The organism is Pedococcus bigeumensis (genome assembly GCF_039531795.1).
Taxonomy (GTDB): domain Bacteria; phylum Actinomycetota; class Actinomycetes; order Actinomycetales; family Dermatophilaceae; genus Pedococcus; species Pedococcus bigeumensis.
This window is the reverse complement of the sequence record NZ_BAAAQS010000001.1, coordinates 687,101-703,240: the sequence shown is the minus strand read 5'-3', so window position 1 is coordinate 703,240 and position 16,140 is coordinate 687,101. Positions and strand designations below refer to the sequence as shown.

Genomic DNA, 16,140 nt, shown 5'->3' with positions numbered 1-16,140 from the left:
GGTGCGGTCCCAGCGCGCGCCGAGGGCCGTCCCAGCGGTAGCTCTTCGGAGGATCCACCGGGTCAGGACCCGGCAGATCCTCCGAAGACGCGCGGGAGGGTCAGAAGGCGGAGATCGAGCCCGGTGCCCGCTGCGGGCGGCTCAGGCCCCGGACCACCGCGGTCTGCCCGTGTCGACGCACGGCGACCCCGGTCAGCAGGCCCAGCACCGGCCGGAGCACGTCGTCGGGGTAGGTGGGGGTCTCGACGCCGACGCTCGCGGCGAGGTCGTCACCGTGCACCACCATCTCCATCATCCGCGTCGTCAGGAAGTCCTCGGTCGACAGCGACCAGCCCTGCCAGGGGATGAAGACGGTGTCGGGCTGGCGCGGGGCACCGAGCAGGCTCGGGAGCTCGGCTGCCCACTCGCGGCCGAGCTCGAGCACCACGTCGGGACCGACTTCCGCCGCTTCGTTGTCGCCTTCGCGGATCGACACGTTGACGTCGTCGTCGGGGGCGGCCTCCACCCAGGCGGCTCGGGCGTAGTGCTCCTGCACCGTGATCACCGGGGCGTCGGCGGGAGCCTTGTCCGGCGCTGCGCGCAGCCCGGTCACGGTGTTGCCGGCCTGCTTGAGCAGGTGGTGGGTCAGCCCTCCCACGGTCATGCCCGCGCAGGCGCTCTCGCGCCCCCAGGCGTCGCGCACCTGGGGGCGGGCAGCCAGGTCGAGGCTCAGGTCGACGGCGGAGAGGAAGGCGGCGGCGTGCTCTGCTCGGCTCACGCGACGACCCTAACCGGCGGCGCCGACGGGGTCACGGCTCGAGCGCTGCGGGTCGCCCGGCGCAGGGGGCGGCCCCTCGGCCGGCCCGGGGGGTGGGCCGCCGCGGAGGCGGGCGAACCGGTGGCGGAGCCAGGCGGCATACGCCTCGAGGGGGAGGAAGGCGAGCATCATCACGAGGTGGGGCCAGAACGCGATGGTGATGGCGCCGTAGGTCATGGCGTGGAAGACGAACCAGCCACCCACGGCCCGCCGCCGCCACTTCTCGGACAGCAGGAAGATCACCGGTGAGGTGAGCTCGGCCCCCATCAGCACCCACTGGAACCAGTGCAGGGTCCACGGCACGTCGAGCAGCCACTGCGCCATCGGTGTCCCCCGCCGGACGACGGCCCGGACCATGGTGGCCGAGTTCACCCAGTCCCAGCCGCCGAAGCGCACCTTGGCCCAGGAGGACAGGAAGTACGTCGCCACCGCGGCCAGCTGGACCGCGCGCAGGGCGAAGCCGGCCGCCTCGCTGCGCCGCTGGTCGGACAGGTGGGCGACTCCGACCGTCGGCAGCAGGGCGAGGGCCACGACGAAGTCGGCCCGGTCGTGGTCGACCTTGCCGTACGCGAACGCGACGTACTGGTACCAGACCCACCCCACCGCCACGGCCCACCCGAGCAGCCGCGGCGCGCGACCGGTCATCGCGGCCAGCGCGGCGACGACGCAGCCCCACTTGAGGACCTGCACGAGCAGGACGGACGCCGCGGGCAGGTGCAGCACCTTGCCCATCACCAGCGGTTCGTACCAGACCGGGTCGGCATAGCCGTGGTACCAGCCCGAGGTGTGCAGCAGGACGACGTCGACGATGACGAACGCGAAGACGAGCACCCGCAGGGCGGCCACCCGCGACAGCGGCATCGGGGCGAACAACCAGCCCCAGAACCGTCGACCCGTCCCGCGCACCATGGTGCTCACAGCGCTCACAGTGCTCACCGTGCTCACGGCGCCCTCCACTGGGCGAGCACCTCGGTGCGCACCTCACCGGTGGGCTTGCGGTCGACGACGACGATGAGCCGGCGCACGACCCTCAGGGCGGTCCACTCCGCGGCGGTGGGTCGCAGGCGGGCGTGACTGCGCGCCAACGTGCCCAGGCGCGACGGGTCGGCCTCGATCTGCGGGATGCGACCCTCGACCTCGGCGCGGTTGAGCCCCACGTTCTCGGGGGTCAGGGGGGCGCGCACCCACTCCCCGGGGGCATCGGCGGTCTGCACCTCGATGCCGGTCGACCAGACCGACCCGGTGGCTGCCTGCGAGGTCGAGAACATCCGCCAGGGGCTGAACGGCCACCAGTGGTCGTCGCCCACGAGCGACCCTGCACAGAACAGGATCGTGAGCGCGAGGACGACCGCCGCGCGCCACGTCTTCGCCGCCCGCCCGAGTCGCTCCACCCCCGTTTCCACGCGCTCAGGCTAGGCCATGGCACCCCTTCGGGGACCCGGCCGTCACCCGACGTGGGCTCAGGCGGTCGTCCACACCCCGAGCTCGTTGCCGGCCGGGTCGCGGAAGAAGAACCTGCGTCCACCGGGGAACTCGTAGGGCTCGCGCGCGATGGTGCCGCCGGCCTCGCGGACCCTCTCGACGGTCGCGTCGAGGTCGTCGGAGTACAGCAGCACCAAGGCGCCACCGGGCCCGGGCTGTCCCTCGGGGTTGAGCCCGCCGACCTCCCCCTCTCCGCCCGGAGCACGGATCCCCGCGTACTCGCCGCCGTAGTCGTTGAACTCCCAGCCGAACGCTGCGGAGTAGAAGTCGCGAGCGACGCCGAGGTCGGGCGCCGCCAGCTCGATGTAGTCGATGGTGTGGTGGGTCTGCGTCTTCCGGGTACCGGCCATCCCGTCACGCTAGCCACGACCCCCGACAGCCCCCAAGGTCCTCCGACTGACCGTGGCACGATGGCGGCATGTCCGGCGACTCGCTGTGGTCCCTCCGCTCCCGCGGCTCGATCCTGTCGATCGCCTCGGAGGGTTCGATCCTCTCGGTCGGCAGCGTCGGTTCGGTCGCATCCGTCGCCAGCATCGGCTCGTTCGCCTCGCTGGGCTCGGTCGGCTCGACGATGTCGATGGGGTCGGCGCTGTCGTTCCAGAGCCAGGGTTCGGTCCTGTCGGGCCAGTCGAACGGCTCGCTCCTGTCGTGGCAGTCGAGCCGGAGCGTCCGCTCGTCACGGTCCCGCGGCGACCTCCCACCCATGCGCATGCCCTTGGTGGCCGCGGGTGCGACGGCGCTGGTGGGGTTTGCCTACCTCGCGGTCCGCGCGGCCCGCGCCTGACCTACGAGATCGCGGCCGCGAACAGGTCGCGTCGCTGGGCGAACCACCGGGCGTCGTGGCGGGGCCGCTCGGCGTGGCCCTCGGCGACCATCCGCACGAAGGCAGGGTCCCCTTGCGCCGCAAGGTCTTCCAGCGTGCGCGACTGTCGCGTCATGCGGCGCAGCACCGCGTCCGGCACCTGCGCACGCAGGGGGGCGTCGGCGGCATACCCGTCGAGGACGGCAGCGAACTTGTGCAGCCGCTCCGACAGGGTGACCCCTCCCATCTCGCGGTCCACCGCAGCCTCGTCGTGCCACAGCGGCGTCCAGGACCAGAGCACGTAGGCGAGGTCGTCCACGGGCCACCCGGGCGAGGCGAAGTCGAAGTCGAACACCGCGAACGAGCCGTCGGGTCGCAGGACGGTGTTGTAGGTGCCCACGTCGTGGTGCAGGACCACCTCGCCCGGGGCCAGCGGGCGGCCCGGCGCGACGCGCCACGGGAGCGCCGGGTCGGGCTCGAACCCGGTCTGGGCGTCGTGGAAGGCGCGCATCCACGCCCCGATGGCCCGGCAGGCCTGCACGGTCCGGAACGGCGGCGGGAGGACGTCAGGTCCCAGCGTCCCGACCAGCCCCGGGAGGTATGCCGCGACCTCGCGTCCCTGGGGGTCCGTGCCGAGGGCGCGGGGCGCGGCGTCGAAGCCGACCGACTCGAGGTGGTCGAGCAGGGCGTGCACCGCCGGCGTCCAGTGGCCGGCCTGGCGACGGACCGTGTCACCGACCCGGACGACCACGCCGGTGTTGCCCCCGCTCAGCGGCTCCTCCGGCAGTGCCTCCCCGGACCGTGGCGCCCGGCGATCCGTCATCGTCGGTGCCGTCTGGAGAGGCCGACGACGAGGAGGGCCAGCAGCACCAGCCCGGCACTGGCCCCCAGCCCGGCGACCAGCTCCCCGCGGTTGACGACGAGCGGCAGGGCGGAGTCACCGCTCGCGCTGGTGCCCGCGCTCGGTCCGGGCGTGCCGGGTGGCGGCGTGGAGGTCGCCGAAGGACGGGACGACGCGGTCGTCTGGGTCGTCGGGGTCGTCGGGGCGCTGCTCGGCAGCTGCGGGAGGGCGATCTGCTGGACGCGGGAGCCCGTGCCCTCGCTGCCCACCAGCAGGGCTGCCCTCCCCGGCGCGATGGCCAGCGTCTCCCCCTGCGGCTGGAGCGGGAGCAGGGTCGTGAGCTGGTCGGTCCAGGTGCCGCGCTCGAGCAGGTGCAGCGAGGTGTAGGTCCGGACGGCGAGCGCAGAGCCGTCCGGCAGGAAGACGGCATCGGTCGCCGTGTCGGGCGCCCACCCCACGCGGGTCAGCCGGTTGACGCCCTGACGGGTCGGCGTGGCCGGGAGGGCGTAGACGCTGCCGGGCCGCCCCTTGGTGACGACCAGCACGTGACCGGTCTGGGGGTCGACGGCGAGGGCCTCGGCGTCGTGCGGTCCGTCGGGGTAGCGCAGCTCCCACGAGGCCGGGTCGCCGCGCGCGCCGGTGGTCGCGCCCAGCGCCGGCTCCTCGAACCAGAAGACCCGCACGACGTCGCGGGAGGCGCCGTTGTCACCGATGTCGGCGACCAGCATCCGTCCCTGTGGGGTGATCGCCAGGGCCTCGACGTCGCGCACCGTCGCCGCGAAGGTGTGCACCCCGACCGTCGCGCCGGTGCGCGTGTCGACGGCGAAGACCCGCGCCCGGTCACCGGAGTCGTTCACGGTCCAGACCGTGTGCGGGTGGCGGACGCTGAGGGCCAGACCGGACGACTCGCTGATCCGGCTGTCCTCGAACCGAAAGTCCACCCGGTCAGCCGCAGTCGCCGCCGGACGGGCGGCAGCCGCAGGCACGGAGGCACCCGGCATACCCACCGCAGCCGCGGCGAGCACCGCGGTGGCGAACCCGCGCAGCTCAGGCAAGGAGGGCGTCGACGAAGGCCTCAGGGTCGAACGGCGCGAGGTCGTCCGGCCCTTCGCCCAGGCCGACGAGCTTGACCGGCACGCCGAGCTTGCGTTGCACGGAGACCACGATGCCGCCCTTGGCCGTCCCGTCGAGCTTGGTGAGGACGATGCCCGTGACGTCGACGACCTCCGCGAACACCTCCGCCTGCCGCAGGCCGTTCTGCCCGGTGGTCGCGTCAAGCACCAGCAGCACCTCGTCGATCGGGCTCTGCTTCTCGATCACCCGCTTGACCTTGCGCAGCTCGTCCATCAGGCCGACCTTGTTGTGCAGCCGCCCCGCGGTGTCGATGAGCACGACGTCGGCCTCGAGCTGGGCGCCCGCCTTGACGGCGTCGAAGGCGACCGCGGCCGGGTCGGCCGCGTCGCGGTCGGAGCGCACGGTCGGCACCCCGACGCGGGCGCCCCAGGTCTCGAGCTGGTCGGCAGCGGCGGCCCGGAAGGTGTCAGCGGCCCCGAGCACGACGTCCTTCTCCTCGGCGACGAGCACGCGAGCCAGCTTGCCCACGGTGGTGGTCTTGCCGGTGCCGTTGACGCCGACGACCATGACCACGGCCGGGCGCCCGTCGACGCGAGAGCTGACGATGGTGCGGTCCAAGGTGGGGTCGACGAGCCGCAGGAGGTCCTCGCGGAGCCAGCCGCGCACCGTCGCCTCGTCCGTCGTCCCCTCGATCTTGACCCGCGCACGCAGCGACTCGACCAGCTCGGTGCTGGCCTCCACGCCGAGGTCGGACGCGATGAGGGTGTCCTCGACCTCCTCCCAGGCCTCCTCGTCGAGGTGGCCGCGCGAGAGCAGGGCGAGCAGGCCCTGACCGAGGGCGCTGTTGGACCGCGCCAGCCGCGCACGCAACCGCTGGAGCCGGCCGGCGGGCGCCTCGGGGCGTTCGAGGGTGGGAGTCGGGACCGGTGACGGCAGCTCCTCGTCCGTGGGGACCGGGAGGGTGTCGACCGATCCGGCGTCCTCGATGGACCGCTTCGGTGCGTCGCGGGGCGGTTCCGCGTCGTCGCCGACACCCGGCAGCACCTCACGACCACGGGTCGGGGTCGTCGGCGCGGACTTCGTGCGGCCTCCGCGGCCACGCACCAGTCCGAGCACCACCCCACCGAGGATGACGAGGAGCCCGACGACGACGGCAATCCATTCCCACAGCTGATCGATCACGCGCGCCATCCTCCCCCATCACCCCTCCGCGACACGATTCGAGGTGGGCGTGCCCGGCGATCCGGGCACGCCCACCTCGTCTCGTGCGGAGCGGTCAGCGCGGCGTCGGGATGCTCCAGATGCCCCGTCCGTGGGTGGCTGCGTACAGGTTGCCGTCCGGCGCGGACTCGAGGTCCATGACCACCGTGAGCGGCAGACCCGTGCCGAGCACCTGCCACGTCGTCGCGCCCTTGGCCCGGTAGAAGGTGGTCAGATCGGTGCCGAGGACCACCCCTCCGTTGGCCAGCTGCTTGACGGCGCTGGCCGGCACGTCCGGCAGGTTGCCGCTCGTGTCGGTCCAGCTGGCTCCGCCGTCGGTCGTCTCGTAGAGGTGGCCGACCCCGGCGCCCGGGCCCTCGGTGAACCTGCGCGAGAAGCCGTTGATGGCGGCATACGCGTGCTGGGTGTTCGTCGGGTCGATGGTCAGGCCCTGGACGAACCGGTTCGGGAAGGTCGAGGCCAGGGTGAGCTGGTGCCACTGCCCGCCCGCGTTGGTGGCGATGCCCCGGGTGAAGCCGTTGTTGTTGCACGGACCACACCAGGACACGTAGGCGGTGCCGTCCTGCATCGAGACCGCGGTGGCCTGGTGCCCTGCGCCGAGGTCGAAGACCTTCTTGACGGCGGAGGCGTCACGGGCAGCCCACACCTTCGGGACCGTGTAGACGTACTGGCCGCCGAGGATCGCGGTGTCGGGGTTGGCCCCGTCGAGGCCGACCGGGGCGATGAACCGCGGGTTGGGGTCGCCTGGGTCGAGCGACCAGCTGGTCGCCGTGGCCTCGCTCAGTGCGCCGGGGTTGGTGGCGCAGTTGTTGGTCACCTTCACCGCGAGATAGACGTACTCCTGCAGCTGGTTGCAGCCCTGGCGGGGATCGGCTGCACCGTCGCCGCCGTCACCACCGAAGCCAGAACCCATCTCGGTGTCGCCGTTGGTGCCGTCCGCGGCGACCTTGCGCAGGTTCGAGGTCCCGTTGTCCTGGAGCCCTCCGGAGACGACCACCCCGCTGCCAGCGGTCTCCTTGCCGACGGAGACCGAGTAGTACTGCAGCGCGTCGAGGGTGCCGTCGGTCGAGGTGGACTCGAGGTCGGTGGCGTTGCCGTTGGCGTTGACCTTGCCGTTCACCGGACGGCGGTAGACGCCGCCGTCGTTGCCGAAGAAGACCACGGGGCTGCCGTCACGGGTGCCCACGGCCACCGAGTGCTGGTCGGGGTGACCGGCCAGCGGGCAGGTGTTCTTGGCGTCGTCGATGTTCCAGCAGGGGAAGTAGAAGTTCCAGTACGGCGACACCGCGCTCCAGTGGCTCCCGGCGTCCTTGGTCTCGAACACCTCCTCGAGCCCGGCCCACACGTGGTCCTGGTTCGCCGGGTCGACGGTGAGGAACTGGTTGTACCAGGCCTGCACGCCGACGCCGTAGCCCTTGCGGTCGAGCGCCGAGCCGCTGTTGTGCAGCTGCGCAGCGTCGGCGATCTTGTTCCAGGGGCCCTTCGGGGAGCCGGTCTTGGACACGAAGATCCCGGCCAGCGAGGACGAGCCGGCGATCTTGCTGGGCTGCTGCACCATCGCGTACAACCGGTCACCGGTCTTGCTGAACGCGAAGGTGGTGTAGCCCACGTCGGAGGTGTTGGTGATGCCACCGAGGGTCACCGACAGCTTGTGCCAGCCCGACGGTCCCGTGGTGAAGTCGTTGGTCTCGTAGAACCCGTTGTACGTGTCGCCAGAGCGCCAGCCGATCGCCGCCACGACGTGCTTGGGGTTCTTCGGGTCGACCGCGATGTCGTTGACGATGTTCTTGTATGCCGCGTCGGTGGGTCCGGAGGCGGTGTTGCCTCCCCAGTTCGACCCGGCCGGGACGAGTACGTTGCCGGCGTCGTCCTTGATCTCCGGCATCCACGTGGGGTTGGGCGCGAAGCCGAACGTCCAGGCCCCGGCCTTGCTCCCGGCCGCGTGGTACCAGATGCCGCGGTTGGTGGCGGCGAAGACGGTCGAGCCGCCCCCGAACCGGATCCGGCCGATGGTGGTCGACTCGAGCTCCTTGCCGCCGACCCGGTCGGTCGGGGCGAACGAGCCGGACGAGGGGGTGCCGAGCCGGTAGACGCCGGCCCCCACGAACGAGGTGGCCCCGGTGTTGGACTCGCCGGTCGCGAACCACAACGAGCCGTCACCGGCCAGCTGGAGGTCGCCGCCGCTCAGGGAGGGGAGGGTGTCTGCGATCGACGTCCAGGCGCCGCCACCCTGGGAGGACCGCCACACGCCGCCGTCGGCGCCCGCGGCATACACGTGGTTGGCGCTGTCGGCCGCCAGGCCGGTGATCCGGCCGGTCACGTGTCCGGCACCGCCGGAGGAGTTCGAGTAGTAGTCGCGGTAGCGCGGGTCGTCGGCGTTGTAGGGGACGCCGGTGACCTCCTTCCAGGTGCCGGCCGAGTGGCTCAGCCCCTGGATCTGGGTGAAGGCGTTGCCGTACGCGCCGGGGGCGACGATGCCGGGGGCCGTGCGCGCCTGGGCGAACTGCTCCGCGATCGTCACGGCTTCCTTGGACTCGTTCTGGGCCTCTGCGGGGTTGCCCCCCGCGATCATCAGGGCCTTCTCCATGACAGCGGCGTTGTAGTGGCGGTCGCGCCACTGGTACTTCAGCCAGGCTTCGTTGAGCTCGTGCCGACCGCCGAAGCCGGCGGCTGCGCCGACGACCAGGGCCAGCCCGCAGCCGCCGGCGATGATTCGCCGCGTGCGGGACGTGAGAGTTGCCATGCGTACTCCCTCAGAGAGAGGCCCCCGGGTCAGGGCCGCGTCACAGCATCGCGGTCAGGGCCTCCGTTGAGGCATGACAAATGTCATGGTTCGACCCGACCGGACCCCGGTGACCTGCGCAGACGCCGACGGCGAGAGCCGCCCCAGGGGTCTGGAGCGGCTCAGGAGGCGGGCCTTGCGGCGCCGTGGTGCGGTGGCGGCCCAGCTGGGGACGCGGCGCATCTGGGACGCGGCGCATCTGGGACGCGGTGCCTCAGCTGGGACGCGGTGCCTCAGCTGGTCGGCGCCTGGGTCGGTGACGACCCGGCGTCAGCCGGCGCGGTGGCGGCCGATGTCCTCGGCCGAGTCACCCGGGGTGATCGTGTCGGCGACCTTGTCCTTGGCCGTCACGATGGCCTCGCCGGTCGTCTCGAGGGTCGACGCGGTCTTCTCCTTGACCACGGCGATGATCTCCTCGCCCTGCGGCGTGAGCAGCTCGCGACCCTCGCGGCGCGCCGGGATGGCGACCACGGCGACGACGGCAACTGCCAGTGCGACGCAGATGAGCATGCCGATGATGAGGGGGACCATGCCTCCAAGGGTGCCCTGCCCGGACGCGAATGCTCAAATCGGCGCGCTGCCGCAGCGGCGCTAGGCGCTCTGGGCTGCGACGTCGCGGATGCGCTGCGAGACCACCGTGGTCACACCGTCACCACGCATCGACACGCCGTAGAGCGCGTCGGCGACCTCCATGGTGCGCTTCTGGTGGGTGATCACGATGAGCTGGCTGGAGTCGCGCAGCTCCTCGAACAGGGTGATCAGGCGGCCCAGGTTGGCGTCGTCGAGCGCCGCCTCGACCTCGTCCATGATGTAGAACGGGCTGGGCCTGGCCTTGAAGATCGAGACGAGGAGGGCCACCGCCACCAGCGACCGCTCACCACCGGAGAGCAGCGACAGGCGCTTGATCTTCTTGCCCGGCGGGCGCGCCTCGACCTCGATGCCCGTCGTGAGCATGTTGGCGGGGTCGGTCAGGGTGAGCTTGCCCTCGCCGCCGGGAAACAGTCGGCTGAAGACGCCCTCGAACTGGGCAGCCGTGTCGTGGAACGCCTCGGTGAACACCCGCTCGACCCGCTCGTCGACCTCGCGGACGATGTCGAGCAGGTCGCGCTTGGACTTCTTGAGGTCCTCGAGCTGCTCGGTGAGGAACTTGTGGCGCTCCTCGAGGGCGGCGAACTCCTCCAGGGCGAGGGGGTTCACGCGGCCGAGGGCGCCGAGGGCTCGCTCGGCCTTGCGCAGCCGCTTCTCCTGCACCTCGCGCACGAAGGGCGCGGGCTCCGGCAGGGCGTCGGGGTCGGCGTCGGGTCCGGCCACGAAGGGGACGAGCTGGTGGGGGCCGAACTCCTCCATCAGGGCCTCGGGGTCGATGCCCAGCTCCTCGACCGCCTTGGCCTGCATGGCCTCGATGCGCAGCCGCTGCTGGGTGCGGGCGACCTCGTCACGGTGGACCGTGTCGGTGAGCTCGCGCAGGTCGTCCTGCAGGACGGAGACCTCGCGCCGCACCTGGGTCAGGGCCTGGTCGCGCTCGGTGCGCTCCTGCTCGGCGGTGGCGCGCTGGCGGGACGCCGTGTCGAGCGCGCCCGCGATCAGCGTCGACGCGTAGGCGGCCCCACGGCGCACCGCCTCGGCCACCGTCGCCTCCCGCTTGCGCCGTTCCTGGCGGGCGGCGAGCCGCTGCCGCGCGGCCAGCTCGTTGCGGGCCGCGCCCTCGAGCGAGTCGGCCCGTCCCTTGAGGGCGCGCCCCCGCTCCTCCTTGGTGCGCAGCGTCAGGCGCAGCTCGGTCTCGGCCGTGCGACCGCGGCTCGCCTCGAGCTCCAGCCGGTCACGCTCGTCGGTGCTCGGGTCCTGCGACTCGGTCGGCTCCGCGCTGGCCTCCTCGAGGCGCTCGGTGAGCTCGGCCAGCTCGACCCGGTCGCTCTCGAGCGCGGCGGTGGCGTCGGCGATGGTGCGCTCGGTGCGCTCGGCCTCGGCCTTCGCGGACCGCACGGTGGCACCGAGGTGACCGAGGCGCTCGGCCACCGCTGCCATCTTGGCGTCGGAGTCATGGAGCCGTTCGAGGGCGGCCTCGACGCCCTCGGTCGCCGCACGGTGGCGCTCCTCGGCGGCGGTGAGAGCGAAGCGGGCCTGCTCACCCCGACGGGTCGCGTCGGCGACGCGGTCGCGGGTCTCGTCGACGGCCGACTGGATCTCGATGAGGCTGGGCGCGCTGCTGCTGCCACCCCGCACGAAGCCGGGGGCGAACACGTCGCCGTCGGTGGTGACGGCAGTGATCCCCTCGCCGCGCGAGACGAGCGCCGCCGCGAGGGCCGGGTCGGCGACCAGGGCCACCCGGTCGAGCAGCTGCTCCACCGCCGGCCGCACGGTCGCGGGCGCCTCGACGACCTCGCGCGCCCAGACCGCGGAACCCTCGAGGGCCGGCCAGGTGGACGGGTCGCTGGAGCGGGCGGTCTGCCCGACGAGGAACGCGGCGCGGCCGGCGTCGTCGGCGCGCAGCGTGGTGAGCGCGCGGGCCGCGTGGTCGACGGACTCGACCGCGAGCGCGTCGCCGGCCCAGCCGAGGGCTGCGGCGATGGCGGCCTCGTGGCCGCCCTTGACCTGGAGCAGTGAGGCGACCGAACCGACGATCCCGTGCCGGGAGTCGGCGGCGGCCAGGAGGGTGGCGGCGCCGTCCTTGCGGGACAGGCTCAGCTCGAGGGCCTCGAGCCTCGCGGTGCCGCTGCTGCGGTCGCGCTCGGCGAGACGCTCTGCCTCGCGGTGCTGCTCGACCTCGGCCTCGACCTGCTCGAGGACGGCGGCGGCCTTCTCGTAGGCGGAGTCGAGTCCTTCCTCGCCCTCCTCGTCGACGGCGACCGAGGCCTCGAGGGTCCGGAACTCCTGCTCAGCGGCGGCGGCGCGCTGGAGCGACTGCTCGATGACGCCGCGCAGGCGGCCGATCTCGGCCTCGCCGGCCTCGAGCCGGCTCCTGCGCGCACCCACCTGGCCGGCGAGCTTGGCCAGCCCCTCACGACGGTCAGCGGCCGCCCGGGCCAAGCGCTGGAGACGCTGCTGCTCCGCGGCATACGCCTGCTCTGCGGCCTCGCGGGCCGCGACCGCCACCTCGAGCTCGGCCTTGGCCTCGCGCACCTCGGCGAGCAGGGCCTCCTCCTGCTTGCGGGCCTCGGCGGCCTGGGCACGCAGCTCCTCGGGGTCGCGGCCGGAGGTCTGCTCGTCGTGGGTGTCCTGGCTGAGGAGTCGGACGCGCTCGGCGGCGAGGGACTCGGTGGAGGTGAGCTTGTCGCGCAGCTGCTGGAGGCTGAACCAGCGCTCCTGTGCCCTGGCGAGCTCGGGCGCGGCGTCCTGGGCCTGCTGCTCGAGCGTGGCGAGCCGGCTGCGCAGGGTGGCCAGGCCCTCCTCGACCTCCGCGCGCTTGGCGACCAGGGCGGTCTCGTCGGCGACCTCCTGCTCGAGGGTCGACGTCAGCTGGACCAGGTCGTCGGCGAGCAGGCGCAGTCGGGCGTCGCGGGCGTCGGCCTGGATGACGGCGGCCTTGCGGGCGGCTTCGGCCTGGCGGCCCAGCGGGCCGAGCTGCCGCCGGATCTCACCGGTGAGGTCGTTGACCCGGGTGAGGTTGGCCTCCATCGACTCGAGCTTGCGGAGCGCCTTCTCCTTGCGCTTGCGGTGCTTGAGGACGCCGGCCGCCTCCTCGATGAAGCCGCGACGCTCCTCGGGGGTGGCCCGGAGCACGGCGTCGAGCTGGCCCTGGCCGACGATGACGTGCATCTCGCGCCCGATGCCGGAGTCGGACAGCAGCTCCTGGACGTCGAGCAGCCGGCAGGACGTGCCGTTGATGGCGTACTCGGAGCCGCCGTTGCGGAACATCGTCCGCGCGATGGTGACCTCGGTGTAGTCGATCGGCAGCGCACCGTCGGAGTTGTCGATGGTCAGCGCGACCTCGGCGCGGCCCAGCGGTGCGCGGCCGGACGTGCCGGCGAAGATGACGTCTTCCATCTTGCCGCCGCGCAGGCTCTTGGCCCCCTGCTCCCCCATCACCCAGGCGAGCGCGTCGACGACGTTGGACTTGCCCGAGCCGTTCGGGCCGACGATGCAGGTGATGCCCGGCTCGAGACGCATCGTGGTCGCCGAGGCGAAGGACTTGAAGCCCTTCAGGGTGAGGCTCTTGACGTACACGAGCGGGTCGGCTCCTGGTGAGATGCGGGGCGGTCGGCCTGGGCTGTCTGCGTGGGCTGTCTGTGCGTGGGCCACCCTACCCGCGGTGCGCGCGTGCCCCCGGCACCTTCCGCCGCCCTGCGTTGCCTGTGCTTCGTGTGACAGGTGTGACGCCAGAGGTATGCCGCGCGGTCAGGAGCCGGCGATGGCCTCGTGGTGGTGGATGACCTCGGCGATCACGAAGTTGAGGAACTTCTCGGCGAACGTCGGGTCGAGCCCGGCCTGGTCGGCGAGGTCGCGCAGCCGGGCGATCTGGGCCTCTTCGCGCGCGGGGTCAGCGGGCGGCATACCTTCGCGCGCCTTGAGCTGACCCACCTGCTGGGTGCACTTGAAGCGCTCGGCGAGCAGATGGATCAGGGCCGCGTCGATGTTGTCGATGCTGGCGCGCAGGCGCAGCAGATCGTCAGGGGTCGAACCGGTCGAACGAGGCGAACCGGGCGTTGGTGCGGTCGAGCTCACCCGGCAATCGTAGGCACGCCCGCCGCGACGGCGTCGGGCTGTCTCACTTCTTCACGCAGCTTGTCGTTGTCGCGCTGCAGTCTGTCGACGAGGAACTCTAGGTCCCGCACCCGGCGACGCAGTTCGATGGTCTCGAGCATCAGTCGCGGGTCAGACGCCACGCGATAGCCCACCAGGGCCTTGGCCATGTCGACTCCTTCTCCGCAGACGTCGGGGGTCGCGTCGTGCGGGGTGCCCGTTCCGGGATCTCATCCGGCTTCAGGTCCGGGCATCTCTCAGAGTGACATCCGGACCACAGCCGGTCAATGCCACCAGTCGCAAACCGCCCCGACCCGGGTCACTTCTCCACGCGTCACTGCTCGACGCCGTCACTTCTCCACGAAGCCGACCAGCCCGTCCCTGGGAGCACCCCACGTGGTCACGCACTGCTGCACGTCGCCGGGCCGCAGGTGCTGCGACGGTCGCTCCTCGATCAGCGCGACCAGCTCGCGGATCCGCTCCTCGTCACCCTGGGCGACCACCTCCACCCGGCCGTCGCCGGCGTTGCGGGCATGGCCCACGAGCCCCAGCTCGAGCGCCCTTGCCCGGGTCCACCAGCGGAACCCGACGCCCTGCACCCGACCGTGCACCCAGACGACCGCCCGGACGGGACCGTTGTGATCCATCTGCACCACCCTCTCGGTTCAGTTGTACAACCGTGGGACCCCTGCTGTCAGCCGCGCCGGGGCCGGGGGCGCGGCTGGCAGCGCGGGCACGAGAACGACGAGCGGTTCATGAACGCCTCGCGCCGGATCGGCGTGCCGCAGCGGTCGCACGGGCGACCCTCCTGCCCGTAGGCGTGCAGCGACCGGTCGAAGTAGCCCGACGCGCCGTTGACGTTGACGTACAACGCGTCGAAGCTCGTCCCACCCTCGCCCAAGGCCGCCAGCATGACGTCGTGGGCGTGGTCGAGCACCCGCGACAGGGTCGGCTTGGTGAGTGCGGAGCAGAGTCGCTCGCCGTGCACCTGCGCCCGCCAGAGCGCCTCGTCGGCGTAGATGTTGCCGATCCCCGCGACGAGCGTCTGGTCGAGCAGCGCCCGCTTCACGGCGGAGTCGCGGGACTTCATCCGCCGCACGACGGAGGCCTGGTCGTAGGCCGCCTCGAACGGGTCGGGTGCGATGTGGGCGATCGTCTCCGGGACGAGGTCGTCGGTCAGCTCGGCCAGCGCCATCCCGCCGAACGTCCGCTGGTCGACGAACCGCAGCTCCGGCCCTCGGTCGGCGAAGGCGAACCGTGCGTGCAGGTGCTTCTCCTCCGGGGCATCGGACGCCTCGACGAGCAGCTGACCGCTCATGCCGAGGTGGGCGATCAGCCCCTGGCGGTGGCCGTCGGGGGCGCGCAGCACCAGCCAGAGGTACTTCCCGCGTCGACGCGCCTGCTCGATCTGGTTGCCCGCGAGCCGGGCGGCCAGGTCGAGCGGGCCGGGCACGTGCCGGCGAGCCACCCGCTCGCCGCGGAACTCGGCGACGTCGATCGTGCGGCCGACCACGTGGTCGGCCAGGCCGCGACGGACCACCTCGACCTCGGGCAGCTCAGGCATCGGGCCACTCACGCATGGGCCAACTCAAGCATGCCTGGCCGACATCCCTGCCACGCGGTCCGTCGGGGCCGGGTATGCCGGGCGCTCGCCTAGGAGGGCGAGCCCGCCACGGCGTCCTCGTCGGCCGAGGCCGGGGCGCCGGCGAGGTCGGTCGCCCGGGCCGTCAGGGCCCGCCAGGCCAGCTCGGCGGCGCGCTGCTCGGCTTCCTTCTTGGACCGGCCGGTGCCCGACCCCAGCACCTCGTCGCCGACGACGGCGCGGGCGTGGAAGGTCTTCTCGTGGTCGGGGCCCTCTTCGTCCACGCGGTACTCGGGCACACCCTTGGCCGTGGCGGCGGAGAGCTCCTGGAGGCTGGTCTTCCAGTCGAGCCCGGCGCCGAGGGTGGCACTCGCGGCCATCAGCGGGTCGAGCAGGTGGTGGACCAGCCGCGCCGCCGCAGGCATGCCGCACGAGAGGTAGACCGTGCCGATGACTGCTTCCATCGTGTCGGCGAGGATCGAGGCCTTGTCACGGCCCCCGGTGCTCTCCTCACCACGACCCAGCAGCACGTGGTCACCGAGGCCCAGGGTGCGGGCGACGTCGGCGAGCGCCCGCATGTTGACCACCGCTGCGCGCAGCTTGGCCAGCTGCCCCTCGGGCAGGTCGGGGTGGGTGGCGTAGAGGGTGTCGGTGACGACCAGCCCCAGCACCGAGTCGCCGAGGAACTCGAGGCGCTCGTTGTTGGGCAGTCCACCGTTCTCGTACGCGTACGAGCGGTGCGTGAGGGCACGCAGAAGCAGCGACTCGTCGATCGTCCCGTCCACCACCTCGGTGAGGTGCTGGACGAAGTCGTCGACGGGCCGCTGCATCGCGCTGTCCCCGCTGGGGGACGGAGGGGTACTCACGCGAGGGTCAGACC

The 16,140-nt window shown here is 72.4% G+C and carries 16 protein-coding genes; 1 reads left to right on the top strand and 15 read right to left on the bottom strand.

The window, feature by feature from the left end:
• Positions 1-100 precede the first annotated feature (100 nt).
• Genes ABD262_RS03415 through ABD262_RS03400 form a run of 4 tightly spaced genes read right to left on the bottom strand, consistent with a single transcriptional unit; the run spans position 101 to position 2,628 of the window.
• Complete coding sequence (locus ABD262_RS03415; protein ID WP_344131162.1) at positions 101-757, bottom strand: maleylpyruvate isomerase N-terminal domain-containing protein; 657 nt, start codon at positions 755-757, stop codon at positions 101-103.
• Positions 758-766: 9 nt separating this feature from the next.
• Positions 767-1,723 (bottom strand): hypothetical protein, encoded by a 957-nt coding sequence (locus ABD262_RS03410; protein WP_344131159.1) that lies wholly within the window; start codon positions 1,721-1,723, stop codon positions 767-769.
• A gap of 14 nt (positions 1,724-1,737) precedes the next feature.
• Positions 1,738-2,199 (bottom strand): hypothetical protein, encoded by a 462-nt coding sequence (locus ABD262_RS03405; RefSeq protein WP_344131156.1) that lies wholly within the window; start codon positions 2,197-2,199, stop codon positions 1,738-1,740.
• Between the two features lie 57 nt (positions 2,200-2,256).
• Positions 2,257-2,628 carry a VOC family protein gene (locus ABD262_RS03400; protein ID WP_344131153.1) on the bottom strand — a complete coding sequence of 124 codons (372 nt, stop codon included), beginning with the start codon at positions 2,626-2,628 and terminating at the stop codon, positions 2,257-2,259.
• A 68-nt stretch (positions 2,629-2,696) separates the two neighbouring features.
• On the opposite strand from ABD262_RS03400, the gene ABD262_RS03395 reads away from it, so the two are divergent.
• Positions 2,697-3,062, top strand: coding sequence for a hypothetical protein (locus ABD262_RS03395; protein WP_344131149.1), 366 nt, complete (start codon positions 2,697-2,699; stop codon positions 3,060-3,062).
• A gap of 1 nt (position 3,063) precedes the next feature.
• On the opposite strand, the gene ABD262_RS03390 is transcribed toward ABD262_RS03395, so the two are convergent.
• The 11 genes from ABD262_RS03390 to rnc all read right to left on the bottom strand — a co-directional run bounded on the left by ABD262_RS03390 (position 3,064) and on the right by rnc (position 16,090).
• Positions 3,064-3,903, bottom strand: coding sequence for a phosphotransferase (locus ABD262_RS03390; protein ID WP_344131146.1), 840 nt, complete (start codon positions 3,901-3,903; stop codon positions 3,064-3,066).
• Positions 3,900-4,976: a hypothetical protein gene (locus ABD262_RS03385; protein WP_344131143.1), complete on the bottom strand. Its 1,077-nt coding sequence runs from the start codon at positions 4,974-4,976 to the stop codon at positions 3,900-3,902. Before ABD262_RS03385 ends, ABD262_RS03390 begins: the two co-directional genes overlap by 4 nt.
• Positions 4,969-6,186: a signal recognition particle-docking protein FtsY gene (gene ftsY / locus ABD262_RS03380; protein WP_344131140.1), complete on the bottom strand. Its 1,218-nt coding sequence runs from the start codon at positions 6,184-6,186 to the stop codon at positions 4,969-4,971. The genes ABD262_RS03385 and ftsY overlap by 8 nt, the downstream gene beginning before the upstream one ends.
• 85 nt (positions 6,187-6,271) lie before the next feature.
• A complete protein-coding gene (locus tag ABD262_RS03375; protein WP_344131137.1) occupies positions 6,272-8,959 on the bottom strand; it encodes a beta propeller repeat protein in 2,688 nt (895 codons plus the stop codon).
• Positions 8,960-9,268: 309 nt separating this feature from the next.
• Positions 9,269-9,529 carry a hypothetical protein gene (locus ABD262_RS03370; protein WP_344131134.1) on the bottom strand — a complete coding sequence of 87 codons (261 nt, stop codon included), beginning with the start codon at positions 9,527-9,529 and terminating at the stop codon, positions 9,269-9,271.
• Positions 9,530-9,589: 60 nt separating this feature from the next.
• Positions 9,590-13,162: a chromosome segregation protein SMC gene (gene smc, locus ABD262_RS03365; RefSeq protein WP_344131131.1), complete on the bottom strand. Its 3,573-nt coding sequence runs from the start codon at positions 13,160-13,162 to the stop codon at positions 9,590-9,592.
• A gap of 171 nt (positions 13,163-13,333) precedes the next feature.
• Positions 13,334-13,660, bottom strand: coding sequence for a chorismate mutase (locus ABD262_RS03360; protein ID WP_344131128.1), 327 nt, complete (start codon positions 13,658-13,660; stop codon positions 13,334-13,336).
• On the bottom strand, positions 13,657-13,848 hold the full coding sequence (locus ABD262_RS03355) for a hypothetical protein (protein WP_344131125.1): 192 nt from the start codon (positions 13,846-13,848) through the stop codon (positions 13,657-13,659). The genes ABD262_RS03360 and ABD262_RS03355 overlap by 4 nt, the downstream gene beginning before the upstream one ends.
• A 180-nt stretch (positions 13,849-14,028) precedes the next feature.
• On the bottom strand, positions 14,029-14,325 hold the full coding sequence (locus ABD262_RS03350; protein WP_344131122.1) for an acylphosphatase: 297 nt from the start codon (positions 14,323-14,325) through the stop codon (positions 14,029-14,031).
• A gap of 47 nt (positions 14,326-14,372) precedes the next feature.
• Positions 14,373-15,242, bottom strand: a complete 870-nt coding sequence (mutM, locus tag ABD262_RS03345; RefSeq protein WP_344131119.1) for a bifunctional DNA-formamidopyrimidine glycosylase/DNA-(apurinic or apyrimidinic site) lyase — start codon at positions 15,240-15,242, stop codon at positions 14,373-14,375.
• Positions 15,243-15,331: 89 nt separating this feature from the next.
• Positions 15,332-16,090, bottom strand: a complete 759-nt coding sequence (gene rnc / locus ABD262_RS03340; protein ID WP_344134507.1) for a ribonuclease III — start codon at positions 16,088-16,090, stop codon at positions 15,332-15,334.
• Positions 16,091-16,140: the final 50 nt, after the last annotated feature.